This is a genomic window from Acinetobacter sp. 5862, from assembly GCF_024494585.1.
GTDB lineage: Bacteria > Pseudomonadota > Gammaproteobacteria > Pseudomonadales > Moraxellaceae > Acinetobacter.
Genome location: NZ_JANHGP010000007.1, coordinates 1 through 21,192 on the forward strand (window position 1 = coordinate 1; position 21,192 = coordinate 21,192).

General features: G+C 39.5%; 20 protein-coding genes, 2 tRNA genes and 1 pseudogene. 7 read left to right on the top strand and 16 right to left on the bottom strand.

Features of this window, described 5'->3' with window-relative positions; translation table 11 throughout:
- Both NO346_RS00395 and NO346_RS00400 read right to left on the bottom strand, forming a co-directional pair.
- Nucleotides 1–77: transfer RNA gene (locus NO346_RS00395), tRNA-Arg, on the bottom strand.
- Nucleotides 78–88: 11 nt separating this feature from the next.
- Nucleotides 89–178, bottom strand: a tRNA-Ser gene (locus NO346_RS00400).
- A 260-nt stretch (nucleotides 179–438) separates the two neighbouring features.
- On the opposite strand from NO346_RS00400, the gene rnr reads away from it, so the two are divergent.
- The 6 genes and pseudogenes from rnr to NO346_RS00430 all read left to right on the top strand — a co-directional run bounded on the left by rnr (nucleotide 439) and on the right by NO346_RS00430 (nucleotide 7,461).
- On the top strand, nucleotides 439–2,859 hold the full coding sequence (gene rnr / locus NO346_RS00405; protein ID WP_256413860.1) for a ribonuclease R: 2,421 nt from the start codon (nucleotides 439–441) through the stop codon (nucleotides 2,857–2,859).
- A gap of 85 nt (nucleotides 2,860–2,944) precedes the next feature.
- Nucleotides 2,945–3,531 (top strand): annotated as a pseudogene (locus NO346_RS00410) (hypothetical protein).
- A 76-nt stretch (nucleotides 3,532–3,607) separates the two neighbouring features.
- Entirely contained in the window at nucleotides 3,608–5,647 is a 2,040-nt protein-coding gene (locus tag NO346_RS00415; protein WP_256413861.1) for a M3 family metallopeptidase, read from the top strand.
- Nucleotides 5,648–5,686: 39 nt separating this feature from the next.
- Complete coding sequence (locus NO346_RS00420; RefSeq protein WP_087536469.1) at nucleotides 5,687–5,893, top strand: YheV family putative metal-binding protein; 207 nt, start codon at nucleotides 5,687–5,689, stop codon at nucleotides 5,891–5,893.
- Nucleotides 5,894–5,903: 10 nt separating this feature from the next.
- A complete protein-coding gene (locus tag NO346_RS00425) occupies nucleotides 5,904–6,350 on the top strand; it encodes a hypothetical protein (protein ID WP_256413862.1) in 447 nt (148 codons plus the stop codon).
- 226 nt (nucleotides 6,351–6,576) lie between these two features.
- Complete coding sequence (locus NO346_RS00430) at nucleotides 6,577–7,461, top strand: DMT family transporter (protein ID WP_178882689.1); 885 nt, start codon at nucleotides 6,577–6,579, stop codon at nucleotides 7,459–7,461.
- A gap of 105 nt (nucleotides 7,462–7,566) precedes the next feature.
- Here the strand turns inward: NO346_RS00430 and NO346_RS00435 are convergent, their stop codons facing one another.
- The 5 genes from NO346_RS00435 to NO346_RS00455 form a co-directional block, all read right to left on the bottom strand.
- Nucleotides 7,567–9,771, bottom strand: a complete 2,205-nt coding sequence (locus NO346_RS00435) for a TRAP transporter large permease subunit (RefSeq protein WP_256413863.1) — start codon at nucleotides 9,769–9,771, stop codon at nucleotides 7,567–7,569.
- A gap of 178 nt (nucleotides 9,772–9,949) precedes the next feature.
- Nucleotides 9,950–10,531, bottom strand: coding sequence for a rhombosortase (gene rrtA / locus NO346_RS00440; RefSeq protein ID WP_087547733.1), 582 nt, complete (start codon nucleotides 10,529–10,531; stop codon nucleotides 9,950–9,952).
- Nucleotides 10,532–10,607: 76 nt separating this feature from the next.
- Nucleotides 10,608–11,672 carry a hypothetical protein gene (locus tag NO346_RS00445; RefSeq protein WP_005156261.1) on the bottom strand — a complete coding sequence of 355 codons (1,065 nt, stop codon included), beginning with the start codon at nucleotides 11,670–11,672 and terminating at the stop codon, nucleotides 10,608–10,610.
- 532 nt (nucleotides 11,673–12,204) lie between these two features.
- The gene (locus NO346_RS00450; RefSeq protein WP_087544078.1) at nucleotides 12,205–12,600 is read right to left on the bottom strand and encodes a hypothetical protein; all 396 of its coding nucleotides are present in this window, start codon (nucleotides 12,598–12,600) and stop codon (nucleotides 12,205–12,207) included.
- Nucleotides 12,587–12,844 carry a succinate dehydrogenase assembly factor 2 gene (locus tag NO346_RS00455; protein ID WP_256413865.1) on the bottom strand — a complete coding sequence of 86 codons (258 nt, stop codon included), beginning with the start codon at nucleotides 12,842–12,844 and terminating at the stop codon, nucleotides 12,587–12,589. The genes NO346_RS00450 and NO346_RS00455 overlap by 14 nt, the downstream gene beginning before the upstream one ends.
- Nucleotides 12,845–13,031: 187 nt before the next feature.
- On the opposite strand from NO346_RS00455, the gene NO346_RS00460 reads away from it, so the two are divergent.
- A complete protein-coding gene (locus NO346_RS00460; RefSeq protein WP_256413867.1) occupies nucleotides 13,032–14,204 on the top strand; it encodes an acyl-CoA dehydrogenase family protein in 1,173 nt (390 codons plus the stop codon).
- Between the two features lie 53 nt (nucleotides 14,205–14,257).
- Here NO346_RS00460 and NO346_RS00465 read toward each other — a convergent pair whose 3' ends face one another.
- The 9 genes from NO346_RS00465 to secY form a co-directional block, all read right to left on the bottom strand.
- Complete coding sequence (locus tag NO346_RS00465; protein WP_256413868.1) at nucleotides 14,258–14,764, bottom strand: DUF2059 domain-containing protein; 507 nt, start codon at nucleotides 14,762–14,764, stop codon at nucleotides 14,258–14,260.
- A gap of 123 nt (nucleotides 14,765–14,887) precedes the next feature.
- Entirely contained in the window at nucleotides 14,888–16,378 is a 1,491-nt protein-coding gene (locus tag NO346_RS00470; RefSeq protein WP_256413869.1) for an NAD(P)/FAD-dependent oxidoreductase, read from the bottom strand.
- Nucleotides 16,379–16,796: 418 nt separating this feature from the next.
- A complete protein-coding gene (gene rplQ / locus NO346_RS00475; RefSeq protein ID WP_004641032.1) occupies nucleotides 16,797–17,162 on the bottom strand; it encodes a 50S ribosomal protein L17 in 366 nt (121 codons plus the stop codon).
- A gap of 18 nt (nucleotides 17,163–17,180) precedes the next feature.
- Entirely contained in the window at nucleotides 17,181–18,188 is a 1,008-nt protein-coding gene (gene rpoA, locus NO346_RS00480) for a DNA-directed RNA polymerase subunit alpha (protein WP_004660372.1), read from the bottom strand.
- Nucleotides 18,189–18,206: 18 nt separating this feature from the next.
- Nucleotides 18,207–18,833: a 30S ribosomal protein S4 gene (gene rpsD, locus NO346_RS00485; protein ID WP_004641035.1), complete on the bottom strand. Its 627-nt coding sequence runs from the start codon at nucleotides 18,831–18,833 to the stop codon at nucleotides 18,207–18,209.
- Between the two features lie 12 nt (nucleotides 18,834–18,845).
- Complete coding sequence (rpsK, locus tag NO346_RS00490; protein ID WP_001040166.1) at nucleotides 18,846–19,232, bottom strand: 30S ribosomal protein S11; 387 nt, start codon at nucleotides 19,230–19,232, stop codon at nucleotides 18,846–18,848.
- A gap of 19 nt (nucleotides 19,233–19,251) precedes the next feature.
- Nucleotides 19,252–19,608 (bottom strand): 30S ribosomal protein S13, encoded by a 357-nt coding sequence (gene rpsM / locus NO346_RS00495; protein WP_000090816.1) that lies wholly within the window; start codon nucleotides 19,606–19,608, stop codon nucleotides 19,252–19,254.
- Between the two features lie 107 nt (nucleotides 19,609–19,715).
- Complete coding sequence (gene rpmJ / locus NO346_RS00500; RefSeq protein WP_000867907.1) at nucleotides 19,716–19,832, bottom strand: 50S ribosomal protein L36; 117 nt, start codon at nucleotides 19,830–19,832, stop codon at nucleotides 19,716–19,718.
- A gap of 20 nt (nucleotides 19,833–19,852) precedes the next feature.
- A complete protein-coding gene (secY, locus tag NO346_RS00505; protein WP_171287530.1) occupies nucleotides 19,853–21,172 on the bottom strand; it encodes a preprotein translocase subunit SecY in 1,320 nt (439 codons plus the stop codon).
- Nucleotides 21,173–21,192: the final 20 nt, after the last annotated feature.

Consider the following 21,192-nt stretch of genomic DNA (forward strand, 5'->3'; position numbering starts at 1 on the left):
TGGTGCGCTCAGAGAGATTCGAACTCCCGACCCCTTAGTTCGTAGCCAAGTGCTCTATCCAGCTGAGCTATGAGCGCTTTAAGTAAAGTGGCGGTGAGAGAGGGATTCGAACCCTCGGTACAGTTACCCGTACGCATCCTTAGCAGGGATGTGGTTTCAGCCACTCACCCATCTCACCGTAACACGAGCGCAATAATACAAACTAAAACCAAATTACACAAGGGATGATCCTGTTTTTTTCTCTTTTTTTTAAATCAATCAAATGTTTTTTAACCAATTCTTATATTTTTTCGGCATTTTTTAGCTCAACGCTTGTTAATATAGTGTTCTCTCCTTTATTCAGATTGGACAATAAACAGAATCTTGCAATCTTTGACGTGCAGTTAAAGTTTGAATGACTTATGCTAAACCGATCTGCCAGATGTGAAATGAAACGATATGACTACAAATTGGGTTGATCCCGAAGCAAAAGCAGAAGCGCAACGTTACGATAATCCTATTCCTAGCCGAACTCTTATTCTAACTACATTAGAACAATTAAAAACTGCACAGTCTCATGCAGAACTAGTTGATCACTTTAATATCCCAGATCAAAAAAGTATTGATGCATTGAATCATCGTTTAAGTGCAATGGTTCGCGACGGTCAGTTAATGAAAGATGGTTTTAAATACCAACCTGCAACCGATTTACCAAGCCATGAAGCAACGGTCTATATCAATAGTAAAGGTCTAGGTACGGCAAATATCGCAGGTCAGGATGATGTACTATTACCTGAACGTGAATTACGTCTAGTCTTTAATGGTGATCGCGTTAAAGTACGCCAAACTTCTGTTGACCGTAAAGGTAAAGCTTGGGGCTTTATTACCGAAGTCGTACAACGCCGTGTCAAACAAATTATTGGTAAAGTCGCTGAACATGAAGGTGAATACTTTATTCAGCCAAGCAATCCAAATCAGCACCAACCAATTACCTTAGAAAAAGAATTGATTGAACATGCCAATGCCAAAGTTGGCGATATGCTGCGAGTTGCGATTGATGATTACCCGACTCGTGAAGAATTAGCGACAGGTCATGTTGTACAGTCGATGGCGGACAAAGCTGACACTGAAATTATTATTCCGCAAACCATTTTAGAATTTGGTTTGCCTTATGAATTTCCAGAAGCCGTCATTAAAGAAGCTGAAAGTTTTAAAGAACCTTCAGAACAAGATCGCAAATGTCGTGTCGATCTGCGTGACTTACCACTCGTCACGATTGATGGCGAAGATGCCCGTGACTTTGACGATGCCGTGTATGCAGAGAAGCGTGCAGGCGGTGGTTACCGTGTTGTCGTGGCAATTGCAGACGTGAGCCATTATGTCCGTTTAGGCTCACCTTTAAATGAAGAAGCTGAAGAACGTGGTACATCGGTTTATTTTCCACACTTTGTTTTGCCAATGCTGCCAGAAGCACTATCAAATGGATTGTGTTCTCTCAATCCACATGTTGACCGTCTGTGTATGGTCTGCGATTTAAAACTGTCACGTGCAGGTAAAGTCACAGGTTATGAGTTCTACCCTGCGGTGATGCATTCCAAAGCACGTTTGACCTATAATCAGGTGGCTGCTTATTTTGACGGCGCAACCGATGCCATTCCACAAGATAAAAGCGTTCATAAATCGTTAAATACCCTATTCCAGCTGTATCAGACACTAAAAGAACTACGTGCCAAACGTCATGCGATGGAATTTGAAACCATTGAAACCTACATGACCTTTGATGAGTTGGGCGGCATTAAAGAAATCTTGCCACGTACTCGTAATGATGCGCATAAACTGATTGAAGAATGCATGTTATTGGCGAACGTTGCCGCAGCTGAATACTCATTAGAACATGATATTCCGATGTTATATCGTGTACATGAAGCGCCAGAATTCTCACGTATTCAAAAAGTCCGTGATTTCGTCAAATTACTCGGTTTGCCATTTCCAGAGCAACCCACTCAAGCTGATTACCAAGCCGTGATTGAAGCGACCAAAGATCGTTTAGATGCGCCAAGTATTCATGCGGTGTTATTACGCTCAATGATGCAAGCCTATTATGGTGCGAATAATGCAGGACATTATGGTCTTGCTTATGAAGCTTATACGCATTTCACTTCACCAATTCGTCGTTACCCAGATTTATTGTTACACCGTGCCATTAAAGCCTATCTCGATAAGAAAGCTTATCCATTGTCTGGTGCAGCTTTAGATGATGCAGGGGAGCATTTTTCACAAACTGAACGTCGTGCCGATGAAGCATCACGTAGTGTGACAACATGGTTGAAATGCCATTATATGCAACAGCATTTAGGCGATGAGTTTGTTGGTATCATTAGTGCGGTGACTGAGTTTGGTCTATTTGTGACGCTAAAAGACCTCTATGTCGATGGCATGATTCATGTCAGTCAGCTCGGTGAAGACTTCTTCCTGTATGATCAAGCCAGCCAAAGTTTGATTGGTCAGAATCGTGGACAGTCATTTAGCCTCGGTGACGAAGTAAAAATTCAAGTGGCTGGTGTGAATTTGGAAGAACGTAAAATCGACTTCCAATTGGTACAACAACTCACACATTTAGGTCGTGTGATTCGTCAAAAAGCACCGCGTACAACATCAACTCGAGCAGCCACTACAGAAGAAGTTTTTGGCAAGGCACCAACGGCATCCAAAGTAAGTGAAGATGGTGAAAAGACTGTGCGTAAGAAAAAGGATAAGAACAAACCAAGTTCTTATACTAAAAAACCTGCTAAAAAAGCTTCGGCTAAGCCTGAAAATAAAGAAAAGACAAAGAAAAAAGTAAAAAAGAAAAAGTCGAATGCAAAAGCAAAGAGTGAATAACTCATAAAACAAGAGAGCTTCGGCTCTCTTATTTTTTGTTATATAATGCATAAATAAACAATTTAAAAATACAAATAAAATCCTAATGCCTCATTACCAAATCACAAAATATTATTATCATTACTATGTACTCGCTTGTTTATTCTTTTTAAGTATTAGTACAGCTATTTATATATTTAAAGGGAACTTTTCACCTACATTAACAGTAAAGTTTGTCGCCTTGGTAATTGCTAGCTTTTTCTATGTATTGCTCATGCTTTACTTTCTCAATTTGAAAATGAATCAGGAGTGGGTGATTCCACGACAATGGCGACGCGTACAAATGCAACCTAAACTTCACGTGTTAGTTATTTTTCCTTTGTTTATTATTCCGTTACTCTGGCTCAACTTAGCAGGCACTTTCCCAATGATATGGACGTATACGGTCGGACAACCTCAAATCGTGGAAGTATCAGCCACTGCCGTAAAAAACGCTCCCGAAATACAGATTTTTATTCTTTCCACACAGTTTATGCAGGAATTCCTATTTTTAGAATTACTTTGAATGAATATGAAGCGTATAAAAACCATCATCTCAAATTAAAGTTAAGTACTCGCCAAAGTCACTTCGGCACATATATTCTATCAATTGATGAAATTCAGATCACAACGCAAAACCTAACGAATAAATAATAAATCAACCTTGATTTCTCCCCCGCTAAGCCCTACATCTATAATTATGTTTAAAGATGAATATGGCAAAAATACAATGACACTCCAAAAAGCGACACTCCCCCTTCCTCAATTTGATCAAATTCAACTTGCCGATTTAAAACAACAGATTGAACAAACGATTCAAAACGGTCAAAACTTCTTAAATCAACTCAAGGAAGTTCCGCAAGGCTCTGAAGCCCAACTAGCAACCTTGGCAGAAGTTGATCAACTTGAAAATAACATGAGCGAATCGTGGGGCATTTTGTCACATCTCAATGCAGTCATGAACAATTCGGAAACCCGTGAAGTCTATCAAGCGCTGTTACCAAGTTTGAGCGAATACTACACTCAGTTGGGACAACACACAGCGCTGTATCAAACCTATCAGCAGATTCATGATAGTAATGTATTTCAAACATTGAGCGAAGCACAACAAAGCGCGATTAAACTGGCGCTACGTGACTTTAAACTGTCGGGTGTTGCACTCCAAGGCGAAGCGAAAAAACGTTATGCAGAAATCTCGGCACGTTTATCACAACTGTCTTCAGACTTCTCGAACCATGTACTCGATGCAACCCAAGCCTACTTCAAGCCGTTAACGGAAGCGCAACTTAAAGGCTTACCGCAAAGCAGTGTTGAATTATTAAAACAATATGGGCAACAACGTGAGCTGGAGCAAGCCGTTGCCACACTGGATTTCCCTGCTTATTTTGCGATTATGACCTATGCCGATGATCGTGAATTAAGAGAAGAACTCTATAAAGCTTATGTGACCCGTGCATCTGAGCAGTCCGACAAGACTGAATTTGACAATACACCTGTGATGGAGGAAATCCTGAGCTTACGTCAGGAGATGGCGCAACTGCTTGGATTTAATAACTTCGCTGAATATTCCCTTGCCAGCAAAATGGCACCTGATGTTGAAACTGTTCATCAATTCTTAGTGGATTTGGCAGAGCATGCGCGTACACCTGCACTGGCTGAAATTGCTGAACTCAAAAGCATTGCACAACAAGATGGAATTGAGGAACTCAAACCTTGGGATGCAACCTATTATTCTGAGAAGTTGAAACAGCAGCAATTCAATCTTTCTCAAGAAGCGCTTAAACCGTATTTCCCTGCGCCAAAAGTGGTGGACGGTTTATTCCAGATCGTGCAACGTCTTTATGGTATTCAAATCATCGAACGCCAAGCCCCTGTTTGGCAAAATGATGTACGTTATTTTGAAATTGCAGATCAAGGTCAAGTGGTCGGTGGTTTCTATTTTGACTTATATGCCCGTAACGGCAAACGCGGTGGCGCATGGATGAGTGGTTTCCGTTCTCGTGTGCAAACGGCCAATGGTCTACAAAAACCAATTTGCTATATGGTGTGTAACTTTACCCCACCGATTGGCGATCAACCTGCACTATTGACTCACGATGAAGTCATTACTTTATTCCATGAATTTGGACATGGCTTACACCATATGTTGACCGAAGTAGATAACATCTCAGTTGCAGGCACACACGGCGTGGCTTGGGATGCGGTTGAATTACCAAGCCAGTTTATGGAATTCTGGGCATGGGATAATGAAAGTTTAGACGTACTCAGCGAACACACTGAAACCAAGCAAACTTTGCCACAAGAATTGCTGTCTGCGTTACTCAATGCGCGTTTCTTTCAATCAGGCATGCAAACCTTGCGTCAGATTGAATTTGCATTGTTTGACCTAAGCATTCACCGTCAGGCACCTGCCTTAAACAGTCAGCAAATCCAAGCGACCTTGGACGATATTCGCGATAAATTTGCCGTGGTTCCTGCGGTACCTTATAACCGTTTTCAACATAGTTTCAGCCATATTTTTGCAGGCGGTTATGCAGCAGGCTATTACTCTTATAAATGGGCAGAAGTTTTAGCCAGTGATGCCTTCGATCGCTTCGAAAGTGAAGGTATTTTTAATACCGAGACAGGCAAAGAGTTTAGAAAGTTTATTCTAGCAGTTGGCGGAAAAGATACTGCACTTGATGCATTTCGCAATTTCCGAAAAAGAGAACCAAAAATAGATGCATTATTACGCCATCAAGGTTGGACGAATACCAATAAAACCGCTTAAACTACGTCATTATTGTTCACAGGGTGGTAATTAACTGACATGAAAAGACAGTTCATCGCGGGTGCAAAATGCCCTAAATGTGGCGCCTTAGATCGTGTGGTTAAGATCATCACTGTGGATGACGAGTGGATTGAATGTATCGAATGTGCTTATAGCGAAAAACGCCCGACCCACGTGGAAGAGCAACAAACCGCTGAGCCAGATGAAATTGGGGTGATACAATTCAAACCTCGTCATTTTGACTAGAAGGTTAAAAATGATGTCCACATACCAAACTCAAAATTCCAAATTATTATGGATGATAATTGGTGGAATTAGCGTTGTTGTGGTTTTGTTTCTTGCAATTCAATGGTTTTTATCACAAAAAGATCAGCAATCGACAAGCACAGCTACACAACCAATTGCCGAAAAAACAATTATATCCAAAGCAGAAACAACTGTTAGTCCAAATATAAATACGGTGAGCAGTGCAGTTGCTGCACCAATACAATTAGTCGAAGAGTCAGTTGTCAAATCACCACTTCCGAGCAATGACAGTTTAGCCAAAGAAGAGATTGCAAAGCTAGATGATATTCAACAGCAACTGCACGACCAACAGCGTGACTTGAAACAACAAAATAATGATGTTGATACTTTAATTAAGCTCAAAGAAGATCAAATTAAACTTTTGGAGGCTCAAATCTCCGCACAACATAAATCTTAAAACGACAAAAGCTTTAATCCAGTTTAAAGCTTTTTACTCATTGAAATATCAATCTCATATTTCTAATCGCGATTTTTCATACAGACCCTCATAAGTTTGTATTTACACTGATTGCGGTATGATGGATATAAGTCACTCAACAAATCTAAAATCCAGTTTAAAAGCACATTTCTTTCATCCGTTGAGAAGCATAGAATAACTTTAGTCTCAAAGCCTCGCGTCTAATATGAATTCACTTCAAACTAATCGTAACCTTTTACTTGCGATTGGTTGCCTAACAACCTCGGCCCTTCTCTTTTCGATCATGGGTATCTGTATTCGTTATGCATCACATACGGTTGATAACTATACAATTGTATTTTTCCGCAACGTGGTCGGACTCATCCTGTTTCTGCCTTTTATTTTTAAACAAGGTATTGGCTTTGTAAAAACAGAAAAACTATGGATGCATAGTTGGCGTAGTATTGTTGGACTTGCAGCTATGTATGGTTTCTTTTACGCAATTGCGCATTTAAAGCTATCAAATGCAATGGTATTTACCTACTCTTCCCCAATTTTTATTCCAGTTATTGCATGGTTATTTCTAAAAGAAAAAATCACCATTGCTATGCTTTGTGCCGCGGGACTCGGCTTTATTGGGGTGTTCTGTGTGGCTAAACCCGATCAAGGTCTACTGAACTGGATTTCTGTGATTGGTATCGCCTCAAGCTTACTTGCATCAATGGCTTTTGTAACCGTTCGAGCACTCACTCAAACCGAACCACCTGAACGCATCGTATTTTATTTCTGCTTGATAGGATCAGCACTTTCTGTGATTCCAATGTTTTGGATGTGGCGAACCTATCATGTAAAAGAATTATTATTTTTGATTGGCGCAGGGATACTTGCTAATGTCAGCCAAATTTTTATGTCTCATGCTTATCGACTTGCGCCAGCAGGACAAATTGCACCTGTGAATTATATGGCCATTATTTTTGCAGGTGTATGGGGATTCTTACTTTGGAATGAAGTACCTGATTTATACAGCGTGATTGGATTTTGTATTATTTTGCTGGCAATTTTATTATGTAGTCCATTGACTCAACGTCAAAAGAAAATGATTCAACGCTAAAATATTTGATCTTTAAAAATAACTTATCAACATTAATAATGTCTAAAGCATTTTAAATCTTAGAAATAAAAAAAGCACCCGAAGGTGCTTTTTTTATTTCAACACTTAGTGTTTATACCAACCAAACATTTGGAAGATATATGGTGCATAGGTCACCAACACTAAAGATGAGAACAATACGATAATCGGTAATAACCAACGCTCATAACGATAATAGAAACTTGTGTATTTCTCTTTCGCTTCCTTATCAGCGGCTGATACTTCTTCATCCCCGACAGAGAGTCGCGTCAACAAATGGTTTAATGCAACAGGTGGTGTTACATAACCAAATTCGAATGCAACCAATACGATCATCCAGAAGTGAATCGGATGAATACCGTTCTCATAAGCAACTGGCGCTACTGTCGCAGCAACTAAGATTACCGCACCAAATGGATCTGTAGTCATACCAATAATTGCAAGTAATATTGCAATAAAGGCAAGAGAAATATAGATATTATCCAAGTGAGTTGGTAATAACTCAACCACTTCAGCACGCTCGATTAAACCACCAACGCTCGCAGATAATGCCATCAGTAGAATCAAGGCACCGATATGACCCACTGTTTCTGAAGTTGCAAAACGTAATGCTCCACCAAAACCAAAACTCTTACCACCATGAGGATCATGGCTTTTTAAGAAGTCTGATTTCTGTTCATGTTCAAGAACTAATGCCTCATGCTTTGCATCAATAACTGGAGCTGGTGCAAGTTTTGCTGCAAACAATTTGTCAAACAAAATCATTGCAATCAACACCAATGGTAAAATCATTGGCGCTGTAAATTCATTGATTGATGTATCTAACGCAAGTTTATAGAACATCACAACTGCAAAACCAATGATTACATAAGGAACCACAGGTACACATGCACGTAACATTCCAGGTACAGCAACTTTTGGTGAAGCAACACGGAACTTTTCTTCAGCAAGAATCAATGAAACGCCAAGGAAAATAAATGCAGTTAACCAGAAAACATAGATACCATGATCAAATAATTCTGTAGACGTTACATGGCGGCTATCTAGCATTGAAATCAAAATTACAAGTAAGCATGGACGAATCACCACACCTAAAGAACCCGACATTGCCGATACAGCTAATGCATATTGACGGCGCGCACCAGAGTTCCAAACCTCTTTATAAATGATTGCACCTGCGGCAATAACGAAAATACCAGAAGCGCCTGTATATGCTGTTGGAATTGCCGCTGCAATTAAGATTAACCAAGTTAAAGTTTCAGGTGCTAGATTCCACGGACGCAGGATATTTAAGAATAAATCCATCACACGCGTTTGGGTCAGTAACATACCTGCCCAAATAAACAATGCAAGGTTTAAGAAAATACCAGAGAACTCAACAATAATTCCCAAGTAGATCCCTTGCCCCATTGGATAATCCATGAAGAAAGTAAAGATTATCCCCGTGATCAGTGACATCTGTGCATACAATGGTACGCTCAGCACCGCCAAACCAAAATTACCTTTAGGTTGCGCTGTTTTAGGAATTAAAAATAATTGCACTAAGCTGATTACGGTTAAAGAGACAAAGAGTGCTATCCATAACCATGAAATCGCCAATGTCTTCGTAGTCAATTCTACGCCAGAATTCAGCAACGAGTTATATTGACTAATTGTCGATAAACTCAGTAGAGCATTACCTACAACCATATATGCTGAATAGACACGATAGTCCATCTTCGTTTTAGGTGCACGTAAACCAATGTGGTGATAGCGTAAAGAAGCTGTGATAGATGTAAACAACACCATGATCAGTAAAAGTACAGTCTGGTTTTCAGAACCTAACTTAAAAATACCGAAGAATGTGGTTTCAACTTGACGATAAGTACGAATACTTGGATGAGCTTCCAAGTGCTTCATTGCTTTATCATAGAACTGATATTTTTCTTCACACTGTTGTTGTGCAGCTAATAAAGAAGCGCGTACATCTGATTCAGATGCTGTACCAAACATACTTGCAAACTCATCAGCAGCATTTGCTTTCATCTGCTCTTGAACTTGCGCTTCAATATTAGGATGTCGATCACAAGATGGTTTTTCAGGTTCAGCTCGTAAAAACGAATACTGCATTCCTATTTTTTCATCACCATACAAACGCTCCCCCATACGGAGCATTTGACCGTGAATCATCTCGCCAGTACCAATAAGCAAAGTCATTAGCAACAAAGCAAGAATGATGAATGTTGATATCCAATCATTCCAGATATAACCCAGTCGGGCTAATCCAGACTTTTTCTCTTGATCATTTTGCATGTATATTCCAGTTTATTGTTATCAACACCCATCCAAAGATGTTGAATCATGCGATGTCCATGGTTGATAGATAAGTGAATTTACCCTCTTCGTAACCAATCCCTTTTAACCGCCTAAATTTGCAGCAATCTTTCCCAAAAAAGAATGACTACAATCATTTTTTTGTTGGTTTTTTTTATCAACTTATATGTTCTCTCTCTATCCTTCTTAACAATGAATAACCTAACCCACAGAACAAACCACCAATCGCACCAATCAAATGAGCTTCTGTCAAAACCGGACTACCAATTAACTGTGCAGTACCCGTCTGGCCAAAAGTATTTTCCCATATTAATTTTGCTGAGATAAGCAACAAGACCAATAAGGCAAATTTTCTTTCTTTGGGATATTTCAGATACACGAGACCAACAGCAACATATAATCCATGCAACACGCCAGAAAGACCAGCATAGGCATCGATATAAGGTAAGTAGAAATAAAAGATAAGACTAATAAAGGGAGGAAGGATTAAAAGCAGAATACATAAGTGCCAATTACGAGCATGAGGAAAAATAAAAGGTAAACATGCAAATGCCAGCATATTTAAGAAAAAATGCATCCATCCAACATGAACCCAATGTGCAGTCCATAAACGCCAAAACTCAGCGAATAAACTAGGTTTCCAATAAATGAAGTGATCTGCAAATACTTGCAAGCACGCTGATATAGAAACACATACAGCGATTAAAATAACTTTCGGTATCCATACGTGATCTTTCATCCATTACCACCCCATGAAAAAACTGACCTTTTACCAGTTTAAATGTTTCACTTGTAAAAGGTCGTTTAATTCAAGTTTACTCTGCTGGTGCTGATGCGCCATCTCCACCATCAAATAAAGCATCCAATTCAGATGAACTTTCTTTCTTATCGTCCCAGAAAGAAGTCAAACCTTCATCACTAGAACGTACACCTGTATTTTCAGTCCAATAACGATCAGCTATACCCTGGACCATCAAACCAGCCATCTTATCGATCAATCTAAATTGAGGATTTACTGGTTTGTCTTCACCTGTTGCAGCAGCATAAGAACGGAAAGCATCACGCAGTTTGGCATCATCACCACTTGCTTGTGCAGCAACTGCATATAATGCATGTGATAAACGAACACCTTTTTTCTCACCAATTTGCATTGATTCTTTCATGGTTGCATAAGGTTCAGGTTTACCGTCACCCGCACCTGGTAATAAAGTCCAAATCACTGCTCGCGTCGCCATCGGCGCGCCCCAGAATTTTTCATTATCCAAACAGGTCATGCCACGCTCAACAATACCCGCAATATCTTTCGGGACATTAACCGCACCACCAGAGTTAATATCATTGGTCATCGCTTGCAGACCACTTACCATCCCTAAAAGGTAAACTGTCTGATCTAAATCATTGCGCATTGTTGGGCATGAATCACCCAATTTATATTTATATTTTGATTCCCAACGATTTGCAAAAAGTTGATAACCTGCATATTGACGTTCAGCAGCAATCCCCGCCCAACGTTTTTGTTCAATACGAGCATCTTGAGCTTCAGAAACTTGACCTGCTTTCGAAGCACGCAAATAGCGGAGTTCCGCTTCTAAGGCTTTATTTTCAGCACAAATACCTGCTGAGGTATACAATAACACCGCCATACGTGTTGGATCAGCACCCATATCCTTGGTTGACATCACCGCTGGAGTTAAGGCATTACCTGAATTACACACCATTTCGGCGTCATCCATCGCCAAAATTGGTGGAACAATATGATTTTCACTAAAACTTAATGCGACATTAGCCCCTGTTTTAATGATTTGTGAACACCCTGATAATAGTGATGTTGTGAGTAACGCAACCGCCACACCCTGTCCCATTTTTTGGAATTTAGACATTCTTCCTGTCCTCTAATTAATTTGTTTTTCCTTTTAGGCGTACCTTATCAGATGCAATACTTGAATTAAAGAGTAATTGCTCTAATTTAACATGCCCATTCTGACACAATTCACAGATAAGCGAATTGACAGAGAGTTGAAAATACAAAAATTTTAGGCAAAAAAAAGTAGCATTGCGACGGTTCAGCACATGCTACTTATTAACTGGTAAAAACGTGAAACTCTTTATCTTTTAGTTTTGTTGAAAGTAATCCTTGAGTAAAGTTCCTGCTCTTCCTATAACAATTGCAATCACCAGAAACGACCATGTTGGAATTTCTATTACTTTGGAACTCCACCACACTTTACGTTGGTGTTTGTACTTTAACGAAAATGAATACAAGTTGATGGTCAGATTGTCTGACAATTTATATTTTCACGAAATTCTAGAATATTTAATCTAACAATTTAAATGAACGCAAAGTAAAACCAACATAAAAAATTGAAAATAAACATATAATTAATTATATACAGTTGTAGAATTGTCCAACAATTAAAGCATTTTTATTAATAATTTTAAGTTTTTCCACTGCGAAATTGACAATTGATCCCACCAAATCGTTAAAGGTTGGTACTGAGTATCAGAAAAATAAATCGTAATATAAGCTTGGTGATCAATAATTTTAGTGATTGTTCGACCTTGGATTGCGATAGAAGTATCCACAAACTCAAATGACCAATGCTGATGATCCAAATACTCAAAACGCTTTATTAAAGGACGCCGTAACAATAGAACCCAAAATAAAACCATCACAACAAGGCTAAGCAGCCAAAATGAAAGAGCTAGCAATTGGTAGGCTAAAATTAGAACAGTGACAAAAACAAAAAGTTGCAATACAAGCGAAAATCGACTGTATTGCAACTCAAAAACACGATTAGCCATGAACATAATGTTTTAATTTTAAAATAAAATCTTTTAACTCAGCACGAGGTGGCTCGCCCACTTCCATAAACCAATCCAATAAATCTGGATCTTCTTGATCAACCAACTCTGCAAATAGCGCCTTTTCATCAGCATCGGCGGTTAAATAATAGTTTTTAACATAAGGATCGAAATACACATCAATTTCTTTTAAACCACGACGTGCGCGATAAACGACCTTACGTTCTTCCAAACTTATTTCATCAAACATCATTTATTCCACTATGCAACCATTTCTGCATAGTTTACCCGATCTCCTCATAAATTTTGCATGGATTTTTCCCAAGTGACCAAATACATCAATCAGATTGAGCATTGATCACATTGTTCACTATTTTCAATTTCTTGTATCGTGGCAATGAATGTTTAAATCCAACACTCTAGGGAAAAAATAACAAATGCAATCAGGTGCAATTCGTCCAATTCCAAATATGTTACCGCGTAAGCTATTTACTTCTGAACATGAAGCATTTCGTGAAACTGTACGTAAATTTTATGAAAAAGAAGTCGTGCCAAATATTGAAAAATATGAGAAACAACAACATGTTGACCGTGACTTATGGAACAAAGCAGGTGAACTAGGTTTACTCTGTACCACAATGCCAGAACAATATGGTGGCTCTGGGGTTGATCGTTTGTACAGTATGATTCTCATTGAAGAACAAGCTTATGCAATGGACTCAAGTACAGGTTTCTCATTACACTCAGACATCGTTGCCAATTATGTCAATAACTTTGGTAATGAGGAACAAAAACAACATTGGTTGCCAAAAATGGCAACAGGTGAAACAGTTACAGCGATTGCCATGACTGAACCAGGTACAGGTTCAGATCTTCAAGCAGTTCGTACTACAGCTGTGCTTGATGGCGATGAGTATGTCATTAATGGTTCAAAAATCTTCATTACCAATGGCTACCTTTGTGACATGGCAATTGTCGTCTGTAAAACAGGCAACAATGAAAAAGGCTCAGCAAATTTATCATTAATCATCGTTGAAGCTGATCGTGCTGGTTTTAGTAAAGGTAAACCTTTGAATAAAATCGGAATGAAAGGGCAAGATACTTGCGAATTGTTCTTTGACAACGTACGAGTACCTAAGGAAAACCTACTTGGTATGGAAGGTATGGGCTTCATTATGTTGATGAAAGAATTGGCATGGGAACGTATGTTGGTTGCAATTATTTGCCAGGCAGGTGCAGAAGCAGCATTTGCGCATACTGTGCAATACACTAAAGATCGTAAAGCATTTGGCAAAGCGATTAGTACGTTCCAAAATACACGGTTTAAATTAGCTGAACTACGTACTGAAATTGATTTCTGCCGTACTTATTTAGATCGTTGTATGGAATTACAACTCGAAGAAAGCTTAGGTGTGGATGCCGCAGCAGCAGCCAAATACAAAATTTCAGATATGTTCTCAAAAGTTGTAGATGATTGCTTACAATTACATGGTGGCTATGGTTATATGTTGGAGTATCCAATTGCACGTGCCTACATCGATAACCGTGCTAACCGTATTTATGCGGGAACAAATGAAATTATGAAAGAATTAATTTCTCGTACACTTTAAACATAAATGGGAAAGTTAAAGGGATCGTGTTTAATTACACGATCCTTTTTTATTTATTTAGTTTCAGGTTTTTCAGTTACTTGAGCTGGCGTAGGCGTTGGATTCATTCGTGCCATTAGTTGCTTTACCGTTGGATTATCAATATGTTGCTGCATAGTGACATTTAAAGCAGTGCGTGCATTTTGCGTAGTGAAATGTGCAACTTCACTTCCTATCTCACTGGCTTTTTTAGCCCACGCTTTCCCTTCTGTAGATTGATAAAAGGTTAATGCGGCTTGTAGTTCCTGTTGACTGAATGTTTCAACATAACGTTGGATAATGAATTGCTTACGCTGTTCACTGTTTAAATTTTTAATCAAATCTACGTAAAAATTTTCAGGTATATCTTTAGGCAAACGCATTCGGATTTGCTCTAAAATCATTTTATCAGTGTTTTGTAAACCTTGTTCGGTTCCATCTACAGATACCAATTTTTGAGCAATAACTTCTTTCTGTTTTACATCATCAGCAAAAACAAATGTACTGAATAATAATGTCCCCAAGATTAATAGCTTTTTCACTCAGTCATCCCTGTTTTAAATGTTATTGCGCTCAATATACGCGATATTTTTTATATTTAAATAGCCACTCAAATAAAAAACCCTATGCAACTGCATAGGGTTTCAAAACATTCAAGCAAAAACTTATGAGACTAATTTTGGCTTACGATCTGCCTGTTCACTCCGTTTATGGAACTGTAACACACCATCATTAAATTTAGCTTCTTTCAATTCCTTACGGTCAGCAAGGTAGTTATTGGTGATCTTCCACGGTGCCTGTTTACCTTGTTTTGGCATCACATCCGCTGCACGCGCAATATAACCCGAAGACAATTTACCCATAATCGTGTCTTGTTCAAACTGGGCTGGATCAGCATGGGCAATCACTTCATCAAAACCATTTTTATCCATATGATTGATTAAGCGACAGATATAATCAGCTGCAATATCAACCTTTAATGTCCATGAAGCATTGATATAACCAATGATCATCGCCATGTTAGGGACATCACTCACCATCACGCCTTGATACAGCATATGTTGAGATGTGTTCATTGGCTTACCGTCAATTGAACCTTTCACCCCACCTAGAATCTGAATTTCCAAACCAGTTGCCGAGATCACAATATCCGCTTCTAAATGTTTTCCAGATTTTAATTGGATACCATTCGCAGTGAACTTCTCAATTTGATCCGTTTCAACGCTTGCCTTACCTTCACGTAATGCCTTGAACAAATCACCGTCTGGCACAACACATAAACGTTGATCCCAAGGGTTGTAGCTTGGCGTAAAGTGTTTCATATCCACTTTACCTTTAAGCTGTAATTCAATTCCTTTCAACAATAAACGACGTACAGTATTCGGATATTTTTGAGCTAATGCATAAATACCACGTTGCATACCAATATTACGTGCACGAGTAAATTTATACGCCGTTTCCTCAGACATAAATTTACGTGTTTTCTCATAAATAAAGTCAATTGAAGGAACCGTAGCAATATAAGTTGGTGAGCGCTGTAACATTGTGACATGCCCTGCTCCACCTTTCACCATTGAAGGTACAAGCGTAATTGCAGTTGCACCACTACCAATGATCACCACTTTCTTACCCGTATAATCTAAATTTTCTGGCCAATGTTGTGGATGGATAAATTGTCCTTTAAATTTATCTTGATCTGGGAATTGTGGTGCATAACCTTGGTCGTAATTATAGTAACCAGTACATCCCATCACAAAATTAGCTGACCAAGTCTGCTTTTTCTTGTTGTTGTCTTCAATTTCAACCAACCACTTTTTCTTAGCAGAATCATAGTTTGCAGAAAGTACACGATGACCAAAGTGAATTTTCTCTTTTAATTTATTTTCAGTGATCACTTCACCTAAATAACCTTTAATTTCAGGACCACTAGCTAAAACTTTTTCTTTTGCCCATGGTTTAAAGTTAAAACCAAAAGTAGACATGTCTGAATCCGAACGAATACCAGGATAACGGAATAAATCCCAAGTCCCCCCAAAGCTCTCACGACGTTCTAAAATTTCAAAGTTACGCTGTGGACAGTTTTTAGAAAGATGCACGGCTAACCCAATTCCAGAGATACCTGCACCGATAATTAATACATCAACTTGCTTTTCCATTGTTTTTATACCCTGTATAAACCATGTCTTTATTAAAGCACAAATTTGACAATGCACAATGTCAAGTTTAGTCATTCATCGGTTTTTTTATATCAGTTCGGGACATTTTGAAGAAATATGAGGTAAAAAATCTTGAGATTTTCACCTAGATTTAGGTGTTTTTAAAATATCTCTTATAACAACCTAATGCAATTTTCGAAGATCATCATGTCTTCAAATTTTTTAGTTATGGAACTCTACACAAAAGACAAGTCATTACAGTTCCAACTTTTTCATGAGCCATCTTTAGCTAAAAATTAGGATGATATACATGCCACTCGAAGACAAATGATCAATATTTGCTGTTTCAAATAGACAATAAAAAAGGTCGGAATAAACCGACCTTTTTTGGAACAACTGACTGTTCTACGTAGAAGTATTATTTTACTTCACGGTCTACAAGTTCAACGTAAGCCATCGGTGCAGCATCACCTGCACGGAAGCCCGCTTTAAGAACACGTAGATAACCGCCGTTACGTTCTTTGTAACGAGGGCCAAGAACGGTAAATAATTTACCAACAGTTGCTGCTGAACGAGTACGAGCAAACGCTAAACGACGGTTTGCAACAGTATCGTTTTTAGCCAAAGTGATTAAAGGCTCAGCAACACGACGAAGTTCTTTCGCCTTAGGCAAAGTTGTCTTAATTAACTCGTGCTCTACTAAAGCATTTGTTAAGTTTTGAAACAACGCCTTACGGTGGCTGCTTGTACGGCCTAATTTCACACCACTATTACGATGACGCATGGTGATAGTCCTACTTAATTAACGGCTACGATAGGCAAATCGGTCATCCATACGGAGGCTAGCTGGTGGCCAGTTCTCTAAACGCATGCCGAGTTGTAAACCTTTCGATGCCAAAACATCTTTGATCTCTGTTAACGATTTTTTACCTAAGTTAGGAGTTTTTAACAACTCAACTTCAGTACGTTGAACAAGATCACCAATGTAGTAAATATTTTCTGCCTTCAAACAGTTAGCAGAACGAACAGTAAGCTCGAGATCATCTACTGGACGAAGCAAAATTGGGTCAACTTCTTCGCGAGGTTCTTGAGCGACAGGAGTTTGATCTTTCTGAAGATCAACAAAAATTGCAATTTGTTGTTGCAAGATCGTTGCCGCTTTGCGGATAGCTTCTTCTGGATCAACAGTTCCGTTAGTCTCAAGATCGATCACTAACTTATCAAGATCGGTACGCTGTTCTACACGAGCATTTTCTACTGTGTAAGACACGCGCTTGATTGGGCTATAAGAAGCATCTAACTGTAAACGACCTACTGGGCGTGTTTCACCTTCTGGGAAACGAGAGTCAGATGTCTCATAACCACGACCTTGAGCTACTTTAAGGCGCATTTTCAATGAACCAGAAGAACTCAAAGTACCAATTAAATGATCAGGGTTAACCACTTCAACATTATGAGGTAAACGAAGGTCAGCTGCTGTTACATCACCTGCACCTTGCTTCTCTAATGTTAAATATGCTTCATTTTGATCGAACAGCTTAATAGACAATCCTTTTAGGTTCAGCAAGAGCTCGACGATGTCCTGCTGCAAGCCTTCTAAAGTACTGTACTCGTGCTCGACGCCTTCTATCTCAACTTCAACCACAGCAGCGCCAGGTAAAGAAGACAATAGAATGCGACGTAAAGCATTACCTAGAGTATGGCCAAAACCACGCTCTAAAGGCTCAAGAATCACTTTTGCCGAGGTCCCGCTCACCGCTTCGACCTTGATCGCTTGCGGAGTTAGAAACTCGTTTGCAGTACGCGTCATTTATTGCTACCTCAAGGATTATTTAGAATACAATTCTACAATCAAGCTTTCGTTGATTTCAGCAGGTAAATCAGAGCGATCTGGTGCAGCTTTAAACGTACCTTCCAACTTAGAATGATCAACTTCCATCCAAGCAGGGATACCACGTTGAGCAGCTAATTCAATAGCGTTTTTGATACGCAATTGTTGTTTAGCACCTTCATGCACTGCAATTACATCACCCGCTTTTACTTGAATAGACGCAATATTTACACGACGACCATTTAAAGTAATAGAACGGTGAGATACCAACTGACGAGCTTCTGAACGTGTAGAACCAAAACCCATGCGATAAACTACGTTATCAAGACGGCTTTCAAGCAATTTCAACAAGTTTTCACCAGTTGCGCCTTTAACACGAGCTGCTTCTTTATAGTAGTTACTAAATTGACGCTCTAACACACCGTACATACGACGTACTTTTTGTTTTTCACGTAATTGTAGTGAATACTCAGATTGCTTACCACCACGAGCCTGACCATGTTGACCAGGTGCTTTATTGTGTTTTTTGGTTTTTACATCAAACGGTTTAACGCCTGATTTAAGTTGCAGGTCTGTCCCTTCGCGGCGAGAGAGTTTGCATTTTGGACCAATATAACGAGCCATGAATGTTTCTCCTTACACGCGACGTTTTTTAGGTGGACGGCAACCGTTGTGAGGAATTGGTGTCACATCGGTAATGCTGTTAATCTTATAACCCACTGCGCCTAATGCACGAACCGCAGACTCACGACCTGGACCAGGACCTTTTACAAGGACGTCTAGGTTTTTCAAACCGTAATCCAAAGCTGCTTTACCAGCAACTTCAGCAGCTACCTGAGCAGCGAACGGAGTTGATTTACGTGAACCACGGAAGCCTTGTCCACCTGAGGTAGCCCAAGCCAATGCATTACCTTGACGATCGGTAATCGTTACAATGGTGTTATTAAAAGACGCGTGAATGTGTGCAACACCTTCAGAGACGGTACGAGTGACCTTCTTGCGTGTGCGAGTATCTTTAGCCATCTTTTAGCTTCCAGAAATCTTACTTTTTAATCGGTTTGCGCGGACCTTTACGGGTACGTGCGTTAGTTTTGGTGCGTTGTCCACGAACAGGCAAGCTGCGACGATGACGAAGACCGCGGTAGCAGCCTAAATCCATTAAACGTTTAATGTTCATGGAAATTTCGCGACGTAAATCACCTTCGGTCGGAACCTTAGCAACTTCTGCACGAATCGCATCAAGCTGAGCATCATCTAATTCACGGATTTTTGTAGTCTCAGTAATACCTACAGTTGCTAAGATGTTCTTAGCAGTGTGGCGACCGATACCAAAAATATACGTGAGAGAGATAACAGCATGCTTGTTATCCGGAATGTTTACACCGGCAATACGAGCCATTCAATTTTCTCCAAAAAGGCAGTCAAGATAATCAACCGCCCCACAAAAATCTTGAGGGGCGGATAATAACCTAATTAGCCTACTGAAATCAACAGGTCTTAATTAAATTAACCTTGACGCTGCTTATGACGAGGTTCTGCGCTACAAATCACGCGAATAACCCCATTACGACGGATAACTTTGCAGCTACCACAAATTTTCTTTACAGAAGCTTGTACTTTCATGATGAAACCTCTAAGTGCGCTTATCCCTTAGGATGAGCAGTCGTTTTTCTCATTAACGTTTGATTATCATATTGATGCGAAGTAAGGTGCGCTTGAAGTTGCGCCATAAAGTCCATTACTACTACAACTACAATCAGTAAAGATGTTCCACCCAAATGGAATGGAATACTAAACGAACTTTGTAGCACCATAGGCATTAAACACACTACAGTAATGTAAATTGCACCAATAAAAGTCAAACGGTTAAGAATATGATCTAAATAACGAGCCGTTTGCTCACCTGGGCGGATACCAGGCACATATGCTCCGCTGCGTTTTAAGTTCTCTGCAACTTCTTTTGGGCTAAATACTAGCGCTGTATAGAAATAACAGAAGAAAATAATTAACGCACCAAACAGCATTAAATACAACGGCTGTCCAGGCGATAACACCAATGCCAGATCTTGTAGGCTACGCTTCACAATCCCTGCATTTGGATCAGCACTACCTAACCATTGCCCTAAGCTCGCTGGAAATAATAACAATGAGCTTGCAAAAATCGCTGGAATCACACCTGCCATATTAATTTTTAATGGCAAATGCGTTTGCTGTGCAGTAAAAACACGACGACCTTGTTGCTTTTGTGCATAGTTCACTGGAATACGACGTTGTGCTTTTTCAATAAACACAATCGCAGCTAAAACGGCTAATGAGAGTAAGCCAAATACAGCCAAACCAATTAAACTACCTTGACCATTATCTACAGACGTAAACGACTGTATTACAAGATTTGGCAAGCCTGCCACAATACCTGCAAAAATGATCATCGAGATACCATTACCAACACCACGTTCGGTAATTTGCTCTCCTAACCACATCAGAAACATTGTTCCCGCAACTAACGAAGTAACTGCAGGAACATAGAATGCTAAGCCTGATGTCAAAGTAATACCTTGACTGATCAAACCAGCACACATCCCTACACCTTGCACGAGTGCAAGGAATAAGGTGCCATAACGTGTATATTGATTGATCTTTCGTTTGCCTTGCTCGCCTTCTTTTTTCAAAGCTTCTAACGAAGGAACAACCGTAGACATTAACTGCACGATAATCGATGCAGAAATGTACGGCATAATCCCCAACGCTAGAATCGACATGCGTTCTAATGCACCGCCAGAGAACATATTAAATAAGCCTAAGAAGGTACCTTCATTCGCCTTAAAAAACTGTGCTAGCGCTATATTATCAATACCTGGCAACGGAATATGCGCTCCTAGTCGAAAGACCAATAACGCGCCAATCAAAAACATTAATCGACGAATAATTTCACGATATTTCACATGAAATGGTTGGCCTTTCATCATGTTTACATGACCTGAAG

Bases quoted from the DNA above. Each gene is read 5' to 3' on its own strand.
- rpsK (WP_001040166.1), bottom strand. From the start codon at position 19,232: ATGGCTAAAGATACTCGCACACGCAAGAAGGTCACTCGTACCGTCTCT.
- rpoA (WP_004660372.1), bottom strand. From the start codon at position 18,188: ATGACGCGTACTGCAAACGAGTTTCTAACTCCGCAAGCGATCAAGGTC.
- NO346_RS00455 (WP_256413865.1), bottom strand. From the start codon at position 12,844: ATGTTTGATGAAATAAGTTTGGAAGAACGTAAGGTCGTTTATCGCGCA.
- secY (WP_171287530.1), bottom strand. From the start codon at position 21,172: ATGAAAGGCCAACCATTTCATGTGAAATATCGTGAAATTATTCGTCGA.
- rnr (WP_256413860.1), top strand. From the start codon at position 439: ATGACTACAAATTGGGTTGATCCCGAAGCAAAAGCAGAAGCGCAACGT.
- NO346_RS00435 (WP_256413863.1), bottom strand. From the start codon at position 9,771: ATGCAAAATGATCAAGAGAAAAAGTCTGGATTAGCCCGACTGGGTTAT.
- NO346_RS00425 (WP_256413862.1), top strand. From the start codon at position 5,904: ATGATGTCCACATACCAAACTCAAAATTCCAAATTATTATGGATGATA.
- NO346_RS00445 (WP_005156261.1), bottom strand. From the start codon at position 11,672: ATGTCTAAATTCCAAAAAATGGGACAGGGTGTGGCGGTTGCGTTACTC.
- NO346_RS00450 (WP_087544078.1), bottom strand. From the start codon at position 12,600: ATGTTCATGGCTAATCGTGTTTTTGAGTTGCAATACAGTCGATTTTCG.
- rpsM (WP_000090816.1), bottom strand. From the start codon at position 19,608: ATGGCTCGTATTGCCGGTGTAAACATTCCGGATAACAAGCATGCTGTT.
- NO346_RS00415 (WP_256413861.1), top strand. From the start codon at position 3,608: ATGACACTCCAAAAAGCGACACTCCCCCTTCCTCAATTTGATCAAATT.
- rpmJ (WP_000867907.1), bottom strand. From the start codon at position 19,832: ATGAAAGTACAAGCTTCTGTAAAGAAAATTTGTGGTAGCTGCAAAGTT.
- NO346_RS00430 (WP_178882689.1), top strand. From the start codon at position 6,577: ATGAATTCACTTCAAACTAATCGTAACCTTTTACTTGCGATTGGTTGC.
- rpsD (WP_004641035.1), bottom strand. From the start codon at position 18,833: ATGGCTCGTTATATTGGTCCAAAATGCAAACTCTCTCGCCGCGAAGGG.
- rrtA (WP_087547733.1), bottom strand. From the start codon at position 10,531: ATGAAAGATCACGTATGGATACCGAAAGTTATTTTAATCGCTGTATGT.
- NO346_RS00460 (WP_256413867.1), top strand. From the start codon at position 13,032: ATGCAATCAGGTGCAATTCGTCCAATTCCAAATATGTTACCGCGTAAG.
- NO346_RS00420 (WP_087536469.1), top strand. From the start codon at position 5,687: ATGAAAAGACAGTTCATCGCGGGTGCAAAATGCCCTAAATGTGGCGCC.
- rplQ (WP_004641032.1), bottom strand. From the start codon at position 17,162: ATGCGTCATCGTAATAGTGGTGTGAAATTAGGCCGTACAAGCAGCCAC.
- NO346_RS00470 (WP_256413869.1), bottom strand. From the start codon at position 16,378: ATGGAAAAGCAAGTTGATGTATTAATTATCGGTGCAGGTATCTCTGGA.